This window comes from Mesorhizobium sp. WSM4848 (genome assembly GCF_055811375.1).
The window spans coordinates 14,056-30,278 of sequence record NZ_JBVVPX010000009.1 but is presented as its reverse complement, the minus strand read 5'-3'; the positions used below and the strand labels follow the sequence as shown (position 1 = coordinate 30,278).

Annotated in this window: 15 protein-coding genes and 1 tRNA gene; 9 read left to right on the top strand and 7 right to left on the bottom strand. The window is 63.4% G+C overall.

Annotated elements, in window-relative coordinates:
• Positions 1–6: 6 nt before the first annotated feature.
• Positions 7–1,677: a long-chain-fatty-acid--CoA ligase gene (locus AC0L16_RS11180; RefSeq protein WP_473620734.1), complete on the bottom strand. Its 1,671-nt coding sequence runs from the start codon at positions 1,675–1,677 to the stop codon at positions 7–9.
• Between AC0L16_RS11180 and AC0L16_RS11175 the strand changes: the two genes are divergently transcribed.
• The 6 genes from AC0L16_RS11175 (at position 1,655) to AC0L16_RS11150 (ending at position 7,698) form a co-directional block, all read left to right on the top strand.
• Positions 1,655–2,239 carry a hypothetical protein gene (locus tag AC0L16_RS11175; protein WP_473620732.1) on the top strand — a complete coding sequence of 195 codons (585 nt, stop codon included), beginning with the start codon at positions 1,655–1,657 and terminating at the stop codon, positions 2,237–2,239. The two genes, AC0L16_RS11180 and AC0L16_RS11175, sit on opposite strands and share 23 nt — an antisense overlap.
• A gap of 177 nt (positions 2,240–2,416) precedes the next feature.
• Positions 2,417–4,009, top strand: coding sequence for an ABC transporter substrate-binding protein (locus AC0L16_RS11170; protein ID WP_473620731.1), 1,593 nt, complete (start codon positions 2,417–2,419; stop codon positions 4,007–4,009).
• Positions 4,010–4,066: 57 nt separating this feature from the next.
• Complete coding sequence (locus AC0L16_RS11165; protein WP_023802897.1) at positions 4,067–5,074, top strand: ABC transporter permease subunit; 1,008 nt, start codon at positions 4,067–4,069, stop codon at positions 5,072–5,074.
• 1 nt (position 5,075) lies between these two features.
• Positions 5,076–5,993 carry an ABC transporter permease subunit gene (locus AC0L16_RS11160; RefSeq protein WP_473620729.1) on the top strand — a complete coding sequence of 306 codons (918 nt, stop codon included), beginning with the start codon at positions 5,076–5,078 and terminating at the stop codon, positions 5,991–5,993.
• Positions 5,994–5,995: 2 nt separating this feature from the next.
• Positions 5,996–6,871 (top strand): ABC transporter ATP-binding protein, encoded by an 876-nt coding sequence (locus tag AC0L16_RS11155; RefSeq protein WP_473620880.1) that lies wholly within the window; start codon positions 5,996–5,998, stop codon positions 6,869–6,871.
• Entirely contained in the window at positions 6,868–7,698 is an 831-nt protein-coding gene (locus tag AC0L16_RS11150; protein ID WP_473620728.1) for a dipeptide ABC transporter ATP-binding protein, read from the top strand. The genes AC0L16_RS11155 and AC0L16_RS11150 overlap by 4 nt, the downstream gene beginning before the upstream one ends.
• Before the next feature lie 78 nt (positions 7,699–7,776).
• Here the strand turns inward: AC0L16_RS11150 and AC0L16_RS11145 are convergent, their stop codons facing one another.
• Positions 7,777–8,103 (bottom strand): hypothetical protein, encoded by a 327-nt coding sequence (locus AC0L16_RS11145; RefSeq protein ID WP_473620727.1) that lies wholly within the window; start codon positions 8,101–8,103, stop codon positions 7,777–7,779.
• Positions 8,104–8,169: 66 nt separating this feature from the next.
• Entirely contained in the window at positions 8,170–8,595 is a 426-nt protein-coding gene (locus tag AC0L16_RS11140) for a globin family protein (protein ID WP_473620725.1), read from the bottom strand.
• Between the two features lie 296 nt (positions 8,596–8,891).
• On the opposite strand from AC0L16_RS11140, the gene AC0L16_RS11135 reads away from it, so the two are divergent.
• Positions 8,892–10,016 carry a PQQ-dependent sugar dehydrogenase gene (locus AC0L16_RS11135; protein ID WP_473620724.1) on the top strand — a complete coding sequence of 375 codons (1,125 nt, stop codon included), beginning with the start codon at positions 8,892–8,894 and terminating at the stop codon, positions 10,014–10,016.
• Between the two features lie 126 nt (positions 10,017–10,142).
• Here the strand turns inward: AC0L16_RS11135 and AC0L16_RS11130 are convergent.
• A tRNA-Thr gene (locus tag AC0L16_RS11130) sits at positions 10,143–10,218 on the bottom strand.
• Positions 10,219–10,558: 340 nt separating this feature from the next.
• Here AC0L16_RS11130 and AC0L16_RS11125 point away from each other — a divergent pair.
• Positions 10,559–11,791 carry a hypothetical protein gene (locus AC0L16_RS11125; protein ID WP_473620722.1) on the top strand — a complete coding sequence of 411 codons (1,233 nt, stop codon included), beginning with the start codon at positions 10,559–10,561 and terminating at the stop codon, positions 11,789–11,791.
• A gap of 107 nt (positions 11,792–11,898) precedes the next feature.
• Here the strand turns inward: AC0L16_RS11125 and AC0L16_RS11120 are convergent, their stop codons facing one another.
• Both AC0L16_RS11120 and AC0L16_RS11115 read right to left on the bottom strand, forming a co-directional pair.
• On the bottom strand, positions 11,899–13,500 hold the full coding sequence (locus AC0L16_RS11120) for a cisplatin damage response ATP-dependent DNA ligase (RefSeq protein WP_473620879.1): 1,602 nt from the start codon (positions 13,498–13,500) through the stop codon (positions 11,899–11,901).
• A 226-nt stretch (positions 13,501–13,726) separates the two neighbouring features.
• Positions 13,727–14,737 carry a ligase-associated DNA damage response exonuclease gene (locus AC0L16_RS11115; RefSeq protein ID WP_473620721.1) on the bottom strand — a complete coding sequence of 337 codons (1,011 nt, stop codon included), beginning with the start codon at positions 14,735–14,737 and terminating at the stop codon, positions 13,727–13,729.
• 215 nt (positions 14,738–14,952) lie between these two features.
• On the opposite strand from AC0L16_RS11115, the gene AC0L16_RS11110 reads away from it, so the two are divergent.
• A complete protein-coding gene (locus AC0L16_RS11110; protein WP_473620719.1) occupies positions 14,953–15,285 on the top strand; it encodes a hypothetical protein in 333 nt (110 codons plus the stop codon).
• Here AC0L16_RS11110 and AC0L16_RS11105 read toward each other — a convergent pair.
• Positions 15,282–16,223: a 2-hydroxyacid dehydrogenase gene (locus AC0L16_RS11105; protein WP_473620718.1), complete on the bottom strand. Its 942-nt coding sequence runs from the start codon at positions 16,221–16,223 to the stop codon at positions 15,282–15,284. The genes AC0L16_RS11110 and AC0L16_RS11105 overlap by 4 nt on opposite strands.

The following is a 16,223-nucleotide window of genomic DNA, read 5'->3' as shown; positions in this document are numbered from 1 at the left end:
TCGTCCCTATTCCCGCAATGCCCGCCGCAGGATCTTGCCCACCGGCGTCTTTGGCAGTTCGGTCCGGAACTCGATGTATTTTGGCCGCTTGTAGCCGGTCAGGTTATCGCGGCAAAACACAGTCAGCACCTCTGCGGTCAGCGACGGGTCCTTCTTGACGACGAACAGCTTCGGCACTTCGCCTGAATGCTCGTCCGGCACGCCGATCGCGGCCACTTCGAGCACGCCCGGATGCAGCGCCACCACTTCCTCGAGTTCGTTCGGATAGACGTTGAAGCCGGACACAAGGATCATGTCTTTCTTGCGGTCGACGATCTTGGTGTAGCCGCGCTCGTCCATGAAGCCCATGTCGCCCGACTTGAAGAAACCGTCCTTGGTCATCACCTTGGCGGTCTCGTCCGGCCGGTTCCAGTAACCGGCCATCACCTGCGGTCCGCGGATGCAGATCTCGCCGACCTCGCCGGGCGGTAAATCGTTGCCGTCTTCGTCGCGGATGGCGATCTCGGTCGAGGGCAGCGGCAGGCCGATCGTGCCGGTGAAGTTGCCATCGCTGAACGTGTTGGCGGTGGCCACCGGCGAGGTTTCCGAAAGCCCATAGCCCTCGGTGACCGGGCAGCGGGTCAACGCCTTCCAGCGTTCGGCGACACCCTTCTGCACCGCCATGCCGCCACCCAGCGTCAGGATCAGCGGCTTGAAGTCGAGCTTGCGGAAATCCTCATTGTTGAGCAGAGCGTTGAACAGCGTGTTGAGGCCTGGAAAGATGTGGATCGGGTATTTGCCGAGTTGCTTGACGAAGCCGGGAATGTCGCGCGGATTGGGAATGAGTATGTTCTGGCCGCCCAACTGCATGCCCATCAGGGCGTTCACCGTCAGCGCGAAGATATGATAGAGCGGCAGCGCGCAGATGAAGTTGAGATGCGCCGGCTTGGGCTTGACCGTGAAGGCGTCCTCGATCCACAGCGCGTTCTGCGCGACGTTGGCCAGCACGTTCCTGTGCAGCAGCACCGCGCCCTTCGAGATGCCGGTGGTGCCTCCGGTATATTGCAGGAAGGCGACGTCGTCGGCAGCGACCTTCACCGGCTTGAAATTCATGCCGGCGGCTGCCTTCAACGCGTCGTTGAACTTGACATGGCCCGGCAGCGACCAGGCCGGCACCATCCTCTTCACGCGGCGCACCACGAGATTGACGATCGTCCCCTTCAGGCCGCCAAGCATGTCGCCCATCGCCGCGACCACGACATGCTTGACCGCTGTCTTGGCGATCACCGCCTGCAAGGTGTTGGCGAAATTCTCGAGAATGACGATGGCTTGCGCGCCGGAATCCTTGAGCTGATGTTCCAGCTCGCGCGGCGTGTAGAGCGGGTTGACGTTGACCACGACATAGCCGGCGCGCAGCACTGCCATCATCGCCACCGGATATTGCAGGACGTTCGGCATCATCAGCGCCACGCGTGCGCCTTTCGGCAGCCCCGTCGATTGCAGATAGGCGCCGAAGGCGGCCGATTGCCGCTCGACTTCCGCATAGCTGACGGTCTTGCCCATGCAGGTAAAGGCGGGCCGGCTGGCGTACTGCTTGCAGACGTCGGCGAGCAGATCGCCGATGGAGCCGAAGGGCAGAGCGCCGATCTCGGCCGGAACGACTTTCGGATAGCTTTTGAGCCAGGGTTTTTCCGCCAATCCGGCGGCAGCCGCATTCGGCAATGTTTTGGCCGGACCTGGGTTTGACGCCGATGAAGCCGTTGTCGGCGCCGCCTTCGCCGCTGGTTTGGCGGCGGCGGGCTTTGCGCCTGCCTTCGCGGATGCATTGATCTTCGCGGAATTGGTCTTCGCGGATTCATTGGTTTTAGCGGGCATGGCGGCCGCCTTCGGCTTGGCTTTGGCCGTCGGCGCTTTTGGCCTTTGGCTTGTCGGGGGCTTGTCGGGGCTGGCCGGTTTCGCAGCAGTTTTGGCCTTGGCTGTCGCTGGTGCCGTCGTCCTTGGTGTTTTTGCCACTCGTCCCTCCCTCGATTCTTCTTGTTGTCTCCGCCCGCCGCGTCGCCTCCGAATGACAGAGACGTCCTCCGTTGCTGAGGCAACCAGGAAATCCAGCCTGCATCTATGTATGGCGACTATCGGCAGCCGTGCAAGTCTGCCCCTGCGGCAAGCTGGGAAGAAATCGTCCGCGCCCAATGACAAGCCGAAGGCGGCGGGTTCCTCACCGTCGGATGCGCTGGAGATGATAAAAAAATGCAGTCGTTAACAATATTGTGATCGATGAGTTTTGACATTTCATTCCCTCTTTCGGCGAGTGCGAAGAATGAAATTCTGCTTCCCATGGGGTAGGCAAACCAGGTGTTCCAAAGCCGGAAAAACGGTGCTTATATGCGCGCTTCGCGAGCCTGATAGAGGGGCTTGGAAGAACATCAGGGAGTCCTCCATGAAAAAGAAACTGACTTTTGCGGCCGCGTTGCTGGCCGCAAGCGTCCTCGGCGGCATGGCCAATGCCAAGCAGCTGGTCTACTGCTCGGAGGCGGCGCCGGCCGGCTTCGACCCGTCGCCGTGGAGCGGTGGCAACGATTTCGACGCATCGTCGCGCACTATCTATTCGCGCCTGGTCGAGTTCGAGCACGGCAAAACCACCATCACACCCGGCCTCGCTGAGAGCTGGACGGTTTCCGACGACGGTCTCGAATACACGTTCAAGCTTCGGCCGGGCGTGAAGTTCCAGACCACCGACTATTTCACCCCGACGCGCGATCTCAACGCCGACGACGTGATCTTCTCCTTCGAGCGCCAGTGGAAGAAGGAAAACCCGTGGTTCGACTATCTGGCAGGCACCGGCTGGGAATATTTTGCCGGGATGGGCTTCCCGGATCTGCTCAAGGAGATCGGCAAGGTCGACGACCTGACGGTGAAATTCGTGCTGAACAAGCCTGAGGTCGCTTTCCTGCCGGACCTCGGCATGGATTTCGCTTCGATAGTCTCCAAGGAATATGCCGACCAGCTCGACAAGGCCGGCTCCAGGCAGCAATTCACCCAGAAGCCGATCGGCACCGGTCCGTTCCAGTTCGTCGACTACCAGGTCGATGCGGTCATCCGCTATGCGGCATGGGACGGCTACTATGGCGGCCGCCAGAAGGTCGATGATCTGATCTTCGCCATCACCACCGATCCGGCCGTGCGCGCGCAGAAGCTGAAGGCAGGCGAGTGCGATATCATGTCGTATCCGGCGCCGGCCGACATTGCCGGCTTGAAAGCCGACCCGAACCTCAAGGTCGACGAGCAGGAAGGCCTGAACATCGGCTATATGGCCTACAACACGACGCAGGCGCCCTTCGACAAGGTCGAGGTCCGCAAGGCCCTCAACATGGCCGTCAACAAGCAGGCCATTCTCGATGCCGTCTATCAGGGCGCTGGCCAGGCGGCGATAAACCCGATCCCGCCGACGATGTGGTCCTATAACAAGGAGGTCAAGGACGATCCGTACGATCCGGACGCGGCCAAGAAGATGCTGATGGATGCCGGCGTCACGGACCTGTCGATGAAGATCTGGGCAATGCCGGTCAGCCGCCCGTACAATCCGAACGCGCAACGGGTCGCGGAACTGATCCAGGCCGACTACGCCAAGATCGGCGTGAAGGCCGAGATCGTCAGCTACGAATGGACCGAGTATCGCGAACGCGGCAAGCAGAAGGACCGTGACGGCGCCTTCCAGCTCGGCTGGACCGGCGACAATGGCGACCCGGACAACTTCCTGTTCCTGCTCGGCTGCGATGCCATCGGCCAGTCCAACTATGCGATCTGGTGCAACCAGGAGTTCGAAGCCCTGCTGCAGAAGGGCAAGGCGACCACCGACGTCGCCGAGCGCACCAAGATCTACGAGGAGGCTCAGGTCGTTTTCAAGCGTGAGGCGCCGTGGCTGACCATCGCCCATTCCAAGGTCTTCATGCCGATGAACAAGAAAGTTACCGGCTTCGTCATGGATCCGCTCGGCATTCATCGGTTCGACGGCGTCGACGTCGCCGAATAACGCTGAGAAATAGAACGGCGACGCTGGACTTGAAGCGCCGCCGTTCTATGAAGCAAGATGCTCCGTTATCTCCTCCACAAGCTCGCCTTGATCATCCCGACCGTGTTCGGCATATCGCTGGCGGCGTTCGCTTTCGTCCGGCTTTTGCCGGGCGACCCGATCACGGCGCTCGCCGGCGAGCGCGGCGTCAGCCCGGAACGCTACGCCGAGCTTGTCGAGCGGTTTGGCTACAACAGGCCTTATGTCGTCCAATATCTGGAATATATCGGCAGGGTCCTGACCGGCGACTTCGGCATATCGCTCGCCACCAAGCGGCCGGTGCTCGGTGAATTCCAGGCGCTGTTTCCGGCGACGCTGGAACTGGCGACGATCGCGCTGATCATCGCCGTGCTCATCGGCATTCCCGCCGGCATTTTCGCCGCGGTCAAGCGCGGATCATGGTTCGACCAGGCGACGATGGGCGTGGCGCTGACCGGCTATTCGATGCCGATCTTCTGGTGGGGGCTGCTGCTCATCATCTTTTTCTCCGGCTATCTCGGCTGGACGCCGGTTTCCGGCCGCATCGGCCTTCAATATTTCTTCAAGCCGACGACCGGGTTCATGCTGATCGACAGCCTGATCTCCGGCAAGAGCGGCGCGTTCAGGTCCGCCGCCAGTCATCTTGTCCTGCCGGCGATCGTGCTGGCGACGATCCCGCTCGCCGTCATAGCGCGCCAGACGCGGTCGGCGATGCTGGAGGTGCTGGGCGAAGACTACGTCCGCACCGCCCGCGCCAAGGGCCTGGCGCCGCGTCGCGTCATCGGGCTCCACGCTTTTCGCAATGCGCTGATCCCCGTCGTCACCACCATCGGCCTGCAGGTCGGCACGCTGATGGCGGGCGCCATCCTGACCGAAACGATCTTTTCCTGGCCCGGTATCGGCAAGTGGATGATCGACGCGATCGCCAAGCGCGACTATGTTGTCGTTCAGAGCGGCTTGCTGATCATCGCGCTGATCGTCATGGCGGTGAACCTGATCGTCGACGTGCTCTATGCCGTCATCAACCCACGTATCCGGGTGCAGTGAGATGACCGACCAAACCACGGCAGAAGCCACCGCCGCCTCCATTCCGACCGGCGGCCGGCAACGCGCCTTCACCGAGTTCTGGCATTACTACTCGATGAACACCGGCGCCGTCATCGGCCTGGTCGTGTTCACTGCCCTGGTGCTGGTGGCGATCTTCGCGCCGCTGGTCGCGCCGCATTCGCCTGACGAACAGTTTCGCGATGCGCTGCTGGCGCCGCCAGCCTGGCAGGAGGGCGGCAGATCGATGTTCCTGCTCGGCACCGACGCCGTTGGCCGCGACATGCTTTCGCGGCTGATTTTCGGGGCGCGGTTCTCGCTGTTCATCGGTCTGGTCGTCGTCGTTTTCTCGCTGACCAGCGGCATCGTCCTCGGCGTGCTCGCCGGCTATTTCCGCGGCTGGGTCGATACGCTGATCATGCGCGTCATGGACGTCATCCTGGCCTTCCCGTCGCTGCTGCTTGCCCTGGTTCTGGTGGCGATCCTCGGACCCGGCCTGTTCAACGCCATGCTGGCGATTGCGCTGGTGCTGCAGCCGCATTTCGCGCGGCTCACCCGTGCGGCGGTGATGGCCGAAAAGAACCGCGAATATGTGATCTCCGCCAAGGTGGCCGGTGCCAGTCATCTCAGGCTGATGGTGAAGACGATCTTGCCGAACTGCATGGCGCCGCTGATCGTGCAGGCGACGCTGTCCTTCTCCAACGCCATTCTCGAGGCCGCGGCTCTCGGCTTCCTTGGCGTCGGCGCGCAGCCGCCAACGCCGGAATGGGGCACCATGCTGGCCACGGCGCGCGAGTTCATCCTGCGCGCGCCCTGGGTGGTGACCTTCCCCGGCCTTGCCATCCTGATCACCGTGCTCGCCATCAACCTGATCGGCGATGGCCTGCGCGATGCCTTCGACCCCAAGCTGAAGAGGTCGTGACCATGCCTCTTCTCGAGATCAAGAACCTTACCGTGTCGTTCGATACCGCCGCCGGACCGTTCATGGCGGTGCAAGGCATCGACCTGTCGATCGAGCCGCGCGAGGTGCTGGCGATCGTCGGCGAATCCGGCTCCGGCAAATCGGTGGCGATGCTGGCGGTGATGGGGCTGTTGCCGAACACGGCGACAGTGAAGGCCGACCGCATGGCCTTCGACGGCGTCGACCTGCTCGAGCTCAGCCCGTCCGAGCGCCGCAAGATCGTCGGCAAGGACATTTCGATGATCTTCCAGGAGCCGATCGCCAGTCTCAATCCATGCTTCACCGCCGGCTTCCAGATCGAGGAGGTGCTGCGCTTCCATTTGGGCATGGACCGCGCCCAGCGTCGGGCCCGCGCCATCGAACTGATGAAGCTGGTCGGCATCGCCGATCCGGAAGAGCGGCTGAACTCGTTCCCGCACCAGATGTCGGGCGGCCAGTGCCAGCGCGTCATGATCGCCATCGCCATAGCCTGCAATCCGAAGCTGCTGATCGCCGATGAGCCGACCACCGCGCTCGACGTCACCATCCAGAAGCAGATCCTCGATCTTTTGGTCGGCCTGCAGGCCAAATACGGCATGGGGCTGATCATGATCACCCACAATATGGGCGTCGTGGCCGAGACCGCCGACCGCGTCATCGTCCAGTACAAGGGCCGCAAGATGGAGGAGGCCGACGTGCTGTCGCTGTTCGAGCAGCCGAAGAGCAACTACACGCGCGCGCTGCTGTCGGCGCTGCCGGAAAACGCCGTCGGCGACCGGCTGCCGACCATTTCCGACATGCTGTTCGAACCGGCCCCCTCTGCTGCGGGAAGCGGGCCCGCAACGGGAGCCGCGTCATGAGTGTGACGGTTCTCGAAGGCAAGAACATCGTGCGCGACTATCATGTCGGTGGCGGCCTGTTTCGTCCCTCGCGCACGGTGCACGCGGTCAAGGGCGTTTCCTTCAGTGTCGACAAGGGCAAGACGCTCGCCATCGTCGGCGAAAGCGGCTGCGGCAAGTCAACGCTCGCCCGCATCATCACCCTGATTGATCCCGCGACAGCAGGCGAGCTCTTCATCGACGGCAACAAGGTCGACATCGCCAGGGATGGGCTGACGAAGGAGATGCGCCGCAAGGTGCAGATCGTCTTCCAGAACCCCTATGGTTCGCTCAATCCGCGCCAGAAGATCGGCGACGTGCTGGGCGAGCCGCTGCTCATCAACACCGACACGCCGGCCGGCGAGCGGCGCGATCTCGCCATGAAGATGCTGAAGAAGGTCGGCCTCGGACCCGAGCATTACAACCGTTACCCGCATATGTTCTCGGGCGGCCAGCGCCAGCGCATCGCCATTGCCCGCGCGCTGATGCTCAATCCGAGCCTGTTGGTGCTCGACGAGCCGGTGTCGGCGCTCGATCTGTCGGTGCAGGCGCAGGTGCTCAACTTGCTCGCCGACCTGCAGGACGAGTTCGAGCTGACCTACGTCTTCATCAGCCACGACCTGTCTGTGGTGCGCTACATCGCCGACGACGTGATGGTCATGTATTATGGCGAGGCCGTCGAATACGGCTCGCGCGACGAGGTCTTTGCCGACCCCAAGCACAGCTACACCAAGACGCTGTTCGCGGCGACGCCGCGCGCCGACGTCGCCAGCATCAAGGCGCGGCTGGCGAAGAAGAAAGCCGCCTGACGCCCCGCAATCGCGGTGCCCAGTCCATGCAGAGGTTCAGGGCGCCGACTCATCAAGGACCACAGCGACACCCATGGTTTACTGGGTGGACTCCACCTTGGCGACAACGAGCTTGCCTTGGGCGCGCGAGATTTCGAGTGCCTGGCCGGCCCCTGCCAACGCGCCCGGGACCGAGATCACGAACGCCTGGCCCTCGCTGAGGGTCGCGACGAAGCGTACTGGCAGGTTTTCTTCGCCCGCCGCCATCGTGGTGACCACCCGGTAGCCGTCATCCGCCTCCGTATAGTAGACGACGCCGTGAAAATTGCCGAGATCGACGGTCCCACCCTGACGGGCCGTGAGTTCGCCTGCAGAAGCGGAACCTGCCGCGACGCAAAGCGCCGCAAGTGCTGTGTATCTGAACATGGTGTTTCTCTCCATTTGGAATTGTCGTTTGGGTGGATGCTCGCCTTCGGCTGCATCCGATTTGATTTACGCGGCGAGCTGATCCTCACGGGCAGCCGCGATCATCACGCTGGCGAGCAACCCGTAGGCCGCCTCCCAAGCCTCGCGGACAGCCGGCGTAAAAGCCGTGCCGAGGCCGGCCGCCAGCGTCTCGACGAGCGCTTGCCCGACGATCGGGTAATGACGCTCCTCGACGCCGTAGGTCACGTGACGCTTGGCGAGCACGCGCACCGTCGGCAGGATGGTGTCGGCACGTTCCAGTCCATGTACGACGAAGCCGAGGCTCGCCATCAGCTTGGCGCCTTGCTTGGTCATGTCTGTCACCGGAAACAGCGCGCGAAGATCCGCGTCGATCGCGAACAGGCGCTCATAGAACAGCGCGGCGGCGGCCACGCGGATCGGCACGACCTCGCGAAAACTGTCCTGGACAAGTCTGATCTGGTCGGGTGTCATCGGCGACGCTCCTGGTTCCTGGTCTTGCGGCGACCATCGCCCCAAAGCGTTTCGCATGCATGTCGCCTGCGCCCGGTTGTGTTTCAGTTGTGTCTCAATTGGTTTCAGTTGGCGCTCATTTTCCTTCTTTTTCTGGAGAGGCGTGCTGAGCGTGCCAGGCGCTGGGCTCTCGTCGACGCGGACCTGACCATAGCTGAAAACCCGGGCGCGCGCCGGTTTGGAACTGCATCGGCAGTCGGTCATTATATCCGGGAGCGGGCGGCTCCTCCCCATGCCTCTTTTCGGATGGAGAAATCATGCTGCGGATATTCATTGCTTCATCTCTTCTTCTTGCCTTCGCAGCGCCCTCGCTCGCGCAGGACAGCAGCATCGACAGCGAAATAGGCCGCGTTGCGGTCGAGACGTTTGCCGAAGGGCTCGAGCATCCCTGGGGCGCGACCTACCTGCCCGATGGCGCGTTGCTGGTGACCGAGCGTCCGGGGCGGCTGCGGCTCGTCTCGACCGACGGCGCCGTTTCCGATCCGATCGGAGGTGTGCCGGACGTCCTCGCCGGCGGACAAGGCGGCCTGCTGGACGTGGCGCTCGATCCGGACTTTGCCAGCAACCGGACGGTTTATCTCTCCTACTCGGAGGAACGCGGCGGTGGCGCGGCCACCTCCGTTGGCCGTGGACGTCTGGATAAGAACGGCAGCGCGCTTTCGAACTTCGAAGTGATCTTCCGGCAGGAACCAGCCGTTTCCGGCCGGAACCACTACGGTTCCCGCCTGGTATTCGCGCCGGATGGCAAGCTCTTCGTCACGCTCGGCGAGCGCTTCAAGATGCGGCAGGCGCAGGACCCGAATAATCATCTCGGCACGATCGTCCGCATCAATCCCGAGGGTTCGGTGCCTGACGACAATCCTTTCGTCGGCAAGGACGGCGCCGACGAGATCTGGTCCTACGGTCATCGCAATGTGCAAAGTGCTGCGCTCCATCCCGAAACCGGCGTGCTCTGGACGGCGGAAATGGGACCGCTCGGCGGCGATGAGCTGAACATTCCGGAAGCTGGCAGGAATCACGGCTGGCCCGTGGTCAGCTGGGGCCGGCATTATTCGGGCAAACGCATCCCCGATCCGTCGACGCGCCCGGAGTTCGCCGACGCCATCCATAGCTGGACACCCGTCATCTCGCCTTCCGGCATGACCTTCTACACCGGCGACATGTTTGCCGATTGGCGAGGCGACCTCTTGATTGGCGGACTGTCGGCGGAAGGCATCGTTCGCGTCAGGATTGACGGAAAGCAGGTCGCCGGCGAGGAAGTCCTCGCTCTCGGAAGGCGTATCCGCGACGTGGTGCAGGCTCCCGACGGCGCGGTCATGGCGTTGACCGACGAGCCAGCGGGAAAAATATTGCGACTGTCACTGGCAGCAGCGTCGCAGTGATGCGGCGCGGAAGGCGTCTGGAAACGGCCGAATATCATCTCGGCCACACTTTTCGGCACACTTCTGAAATCATTCGAAACGTTGCGTTTCGATACTGCAGAAAGCGCTATGATATCAGTGGATTAGTGGTGCCGCTTAGGTGACTCGAACACCTGACCCCATCATTACGAATGATGTGCTCTACCAACTGAGCTAAAGCGGCCCGGGAAGCCAAGGCCTCCAAGATGCGCTGGGTGATAGACGCAACCCGCCACAAATTCAAGATGGGACTTGGCAATTCGTGCCGGCTCATCCCGGGCCTATGGGCGACCGCTCACCGATCTCGCCATCAGGTCGCGCGAAGCCTCAACGCCAGGTTGCGTGTGGTCGCGTTGGCGCTGCATCGGGAAACCGGCGAAAAATGTTGATTCCTTTACCGAAAACCGCCGAAATCGGCTTTGGATGCATCACCAGGGCAGAATGCGGTCGCTGGCCCGTTGATTGATCGGTCGCCTGCGGCTAACGATCATGACAATGTGACCGTACGTGCAGAGGGGTCCCCGTTGGACGCGATCGAAAAAGCGATCCGGAATGCCTTCGAGAAAGGCAATGCCGAAGACCGCGCGTTTCGCGAGCGGGTCTACCGATCGGCCTTCGCCGCACTTGATCGTGCCCTGCAGGCCAACCCGAACGTGACGGTGGAAGTCGCCATCAAGCGCCGCAAGGCGGTGCAGGCCAAGATCACCGAAATCGAATCCGAATTCCTGCCGGCGGTTCCCGCTGTCGGCCGGCCGACCGATGACGACGCTGCAGCACCGGCGGTGGAACAGCCAGCTGGCAGCGAAGCCGATGCCGATGCCGAACCCCAGGCCGATGCCGAACCGGATGCCGGCGCCGACGCTGAACCGGCGCCGCCGCCTGAGGTCGTTGTCGACGCTCCGGCGGAGCCTCCTGCATCGGTCGCGCCTCCTGCTTCCGACGCGCCCCCAGCTTCCGATGCGCCGCGCTCGCGCGTCTTGCCGGTCGTTCCCGATATCATGCCCGAACCGGTTTTTCCCGGTGCGCCGGAGATCGACATGTCGTCCCCTCCATCGGCCGGGGACGGCGGTGCAGAGGTGATGCCCGACCGCGACGACAGGCGGGTGAGAGGCCCCCGCCTGCCTCTCACCGCGATCTTCCTCGGCGTGACGCTGCTCGCGGCCGCCGGCATCGGCCTCTATTTCGCTGCCCAGACCGGCGTCTTCAAGTCGGCGGCCGAACTCGACACCGCCCCGCCGCAAACGCCACCGACGGTGGAAGACGATGATTTCACGCCGCCAAGCGACACCGCCCCGCCGCTGAACTCCGGCGAGGCGGAGCGCGACTGGATCAATGTGTTTTCACCGAGCGACCCGACGCTAGTCAGCGCGCCTTCGGATGCCAAGGCCGAAGTCATGCAGGACGACAGTGGTTCTTTCCTGCGCATCCGGTCTGGCGCCTCCGGTTCGGCGATCAGCTTCGACGTCGAGCAAGGCGTCCTGGACAAACTCGCCGGCAAGCACGCCACGTTCGACATCGTCGCCCGCTCGGAGGAGGGCCAGGAGACGCAGATCTCCGTCGACTGCAATTTCGGCGAACTCGGCGACTGCGGCCGCAAGCGCTACGCGGTCGGACACGAGCGTAACGAATACCTGTTCGATGTGCGCTTTCCCGACAAACGTCCGGGCGCTGCCGGCACGATCGCCATCAATTCCGACTTCGACAAGCAGGGCAAGTCGGTCGACATCTACGAGATCCGCGTCGCGATTGTTCCTTGAGCCTCAACGCAGCGGCCCGAAAATCGGAATCGATTTTCGGAAAAGCACGATGCGTACAACCAAAAGTGTTAGAGCGTACTTTGTGCGTCCAATGGACGCACGTCGCTCTAACTATCGAGCAGCGCCTGCAGCGTCTCGATGCGATCGGCTTCGGCCGCCGGCTTGTCCCAGCGCAGCCGTGAAATGCGCGGAAAGCGCATGGCGACGCCGGATTTGTGCCGTGTCGAGCGGTTAAGCCCTTCGAACGCCACCTCCAGCACCAGGCCTTGTCTGCGGTCGGCCCGCACCGAGCGGACCGGGCCGAAGCGCTCGATCGTGTTGTCGCGGACATATTTGTCGATCTGCCTCAGTTCCTCGTCGGTGAAGCCGAAATAGGCTTTCCCCACCGGCACCAGTTCCTCCGACCCTTCCGGGCCGGACCACACGCCGAACGTGTAGTCGGAATAGAAACTCGAACGCTTGCCGTGGCCGCGCTGGGCGTACATCAGCACGGCGTCGATTGTGTGCGGATCGCGCTTCCACTTGAACCATGGGCCTTTCGGCCGGCCGGTGAGATAGAGCGAATCCCAGCGCTTCAGCATCACGCCTTCGATGACCGGATGCAGCGGCTTGCGGCGCAATTCCTCCAGCGCCTGCCAGTCGGTGAATTCGACCAGCGGCGAAAGATCGAAGCGGCTCGGATCGAGCGTCTGCACGAAGGCTTCGAGGCGGCCGCGCCGCTCGCGAAAAGGGCGGGTGCGCAAGTCCTCGTCGCCGATCTGAAGCACGTCGTAGCAGCGCATGAACGCCGGGTATTGCTGCTGGATCTTCGGCGTCACGCTCTTGCGATTCAGCCGCTGCTGCAGGTCCGAGAACGTGCCGGTCGCCTGCAAGGGGTCGCCGACCAGAAGCTCGCCGTCGAGGGTGGCGGAGAAATCCATCGCCTCGGCGAGGTCAGGAAAAGCCCCGGAGACGTCGTCGCCGGTGCGCGAATAAAGCCGGCGAATGCCGCCTTCCGACACGGCCTGGACGCGGATGCCGTCCCATTTCCACTCGGCGGCGTAGTCGGCCGGGTCGAGCTTTTCGAGATCGCCGTCACCGATCGGGTTGGACAGCATCACCGGCCGGAACAGCGCCAGCGCTGTCTTTTTGGGTTTTTCTGCCTTGCCTTCCAGCCAGGCGAACAGCTCGGCATAGGGTGGCGTCAGCCCATGCCAGAGTTCTTCGATCTCGGCGATGTCGACCTTGCCGAGATCGGCCAGCGCCTGCTTGGCCAGTCGCGCCGATACGCCGATGCGCAGGCCGCCGGTGACCAGCTTGATGATGGCGAAGCGCGCCGAGATGCTGGCGCTGTCGAGCAGCCGGGCCAGCACCTGCGGCCCGTCGGAACGGCTCGCCGCCTGCAATTTCGCAACGACCTCGGCGAGCGTCGGTTGATGGTTGGCGATATCCCCAGGCGATTGCGGCCAGACCAGCGACACCGTCTCGGCCAGGTCGCCGACATAGTCGTAGGAATAGCCGAACAGCACCGGGTCCATGCGCTCCATGACCAGCATGCGCAGCATAGCCGGCTTGACCGCCGCGATGGTCAGGTCGCCGGTGATGGCAGCCAGCGCCAGGCCGCGGTCCGGGTCCTCGACGCTGCGGAAATAATCGCTCAGCAGCGTCAGCTTGCCGTTGCGCGACGGCGTCAGCACGAGGCGGTCGAGGAGTTCGGCGAAGCGGTTCATGATGGTGAGAACCATGGGCGAGCGTCGCGTTCTGTCGCGCCCCCCTCTGTCCTGCCGGACATCTCCCCCACTTGGGGGGAGATTGGATGGTGTCGCCGGTTTCGCCAACCATCAACGTTGCAGAACGAGCGCCGGCGAAGAAGCTGCCAATCTCCCCCCAACTGGGGGAGATGGCCGGCAGGCCAGAGGGGGGCGCCGTAGAGCGCTGCGTCGGCCATGAGCGCCATCAATCGCCCTCGTCCTCATAGCCGACGAGATGCAGCGGCCGCGCGGCGATGCCTTCGAGTTCGCACCAGCGCACCAGCGCCTCCTCGCGGCCATGCGTCACCCAGATTTCCCCGGCGCCGGTCTCCCTTATCGTGGCGGTCAGCTCGTCCCAGTCGGCGTGGTCGGAAACGATCAGCGGCAGCTCGACGCCGCCCTGCTTGGCGCGCTGGCGGATGCGCATCCAGCCGGAGGCAAAGCACGAGATCGGATCGGGAAAGCGCCGCGCCCAGCGGTCGGCGAAGGCCGATGGCGGGCCGACGACGATGGACCCGGTGAAATCCTGCTTGCCACCGCTTTCGACGGTCGCCGGCTCCAGCCTCCCGAGTTCGATGCCCTGGCTCTGGTAATAATCGCTGAGCCTGGCCAGCGCGCCGTGGATGTAGATCGGCCTGTCGTAGCCGGCGTCGCGCAGCAAGCGCATGACGCGCTGCGCCTTGCCGAGCGCATAGGCGCCGACCAGATGCGCGCGTTCGGGAAACTGCGCTGTCGATTTCAGCAGGCGGGCGATCTCTTCGGTATCGGGCGGATGACGGAACACCGGCAGGCCGAAGGTCGCCTCGGTGATGAACACGTCGCACTTGACCGGTTCGAACGGCTGGCAAGTCGCGTCCCCCTGGCGCTTGTAGTCGCCCGAAGCGACGATGCATGAGCCCTGATGCACGACCTCGATCTGCGCCGAGCCCAGCACATGGCCGGCCGGATGGAAGGTTACGCTGACGCCGTTCAGCGCAATCGCCTCGCCGAGTGCTGCCGCTTGCGTCGTCCCGGCAAAACCCTCGCCGTAGCGCAGCCGCATGATGTCCAGCGTCTGTTGTGTAGCCAGCACCGAACGGTGGCCGGAACGGGCATGGTCGGAATGGCCGTGCGTGATCAGCGCCCGGCTGACCGGCCGCACCGGATCGATGAAGAAATCGCCGGGCGGGCAATAGAGGCCTTGGGGCCGGGGGTGAAGCAGGTCGCTGGCGCGCATGGCTCCAAGATAGTTGCTTATTCCGGCGCGGGAAGCCTGTTGCAAGTGACTGCTGACTCGGCATACAGGCAACTGCCGGCGGGATCTCCATGACGAAATCGCATCAGGCCTTGTCCGGCGACCCTTTTCGTTCACCTGCGCCACACGTGGCGGCGGCAGCGAAAAGTCCGATTCGCATGCCCGAAAGGGCAGGACACCAACACGGAGGACGTTGCATGCGCTGGAACTTGGTGGTCTTGGCATCTTGCCTGGCAATAGCCGGCTGCGTCGGCACCTCGATCGCCGAGCGACAGGATGCGAACGTCCAGTCCTCGCTGCAATATGACAGCGTGCCTTGCGATCAATTGCTGGCGCAACGCAACGCGCTGGCGCAGCGATATCGTCTTCCGCAGAACGCCAAGCCGTCCTTCTCCGATCCGGGTGTGGGCCTCGGCCCGTTCACGCTGGACACCCGCTCCAAGGCCCAGCGCGACGTCGAACAGGCAAGCGGCCGGATTGACGCCATGAACCGGTCGATCGCCCGCCGCGAATGTGGCAAGCCGGGTTAATACCCCGAGTTGCGATCGACGACGTTCTCGAGCTTCTCGCCGCGCTCGAACGCGGCCATCTGGCGCAGCATGATCGGCACCAGATGCACGGGATCGGAGGTCGCCGCCGCATGCGGCGTCACGAAGACCTTTGGGTGGCTCCATAGCCGGCTGGTCTTCGGCAGCGGCTCGACCTCGAACACGTCGAGGCTCGCCTCCTTGAGTGTGCCGTCCTCCAGCGCACGCAGAATGTCGGCGTCCTTCTGCAACTTGCCGCGCCCGGCGTTGATCAGCACCGAGCCGCCGAGGCCGTTGCGTTTCCTCAACTCCTTCAGCACGCCGTAATTGATGATGCCATGCGTCTGCGGCGTGAGCGGCAACAGCACCACCAGAATGTCGGTGGCGTTGAGGAAGGGGATCAATCCGGCCTCACCCGCATAGGTTGAAACGCCGTCCATCGGCCTCTCGCTGCGCGACCAGCCATTGACCGCAAAGCCGAGCGACAAAAGCACCGACGCTGCCGCGCGGCCAAGCGTGCCGAGCCCCATGATGCCGACGGAGATGTCGCCGGCCGGCCGCTGCGGCGGCTCGTGCCAGATCTTCTTTTGCTGCTGCGACCGGTAGAGCATGCCTTGACGGTGATGATCGAGCACCCGCCAGACGACATATTCGGTCATGTACTGGGTCAAATTGTCGGCCACGACCTTGACGATCGGCACGTCGGGCAAAGTGGGATCGGCGAAGATGTGGTCGACGCCGGCGCCGATCGAAAAGACAGCGTGCAGATTGGGCAGGGATGACAGAAGGTTCGGCCGCTGCTTCCAGACCACCGCATAGGTGATCGAAGGATCGCTGGCGCCTTCAGGCTCGAGCACCACCTCGCGTTCGACCGCCAAGAGTTCGCGCCAACGGCCTGGATGGATACCGGTGAGGGCAAGCAGGACACGGCCTTTTTCCAT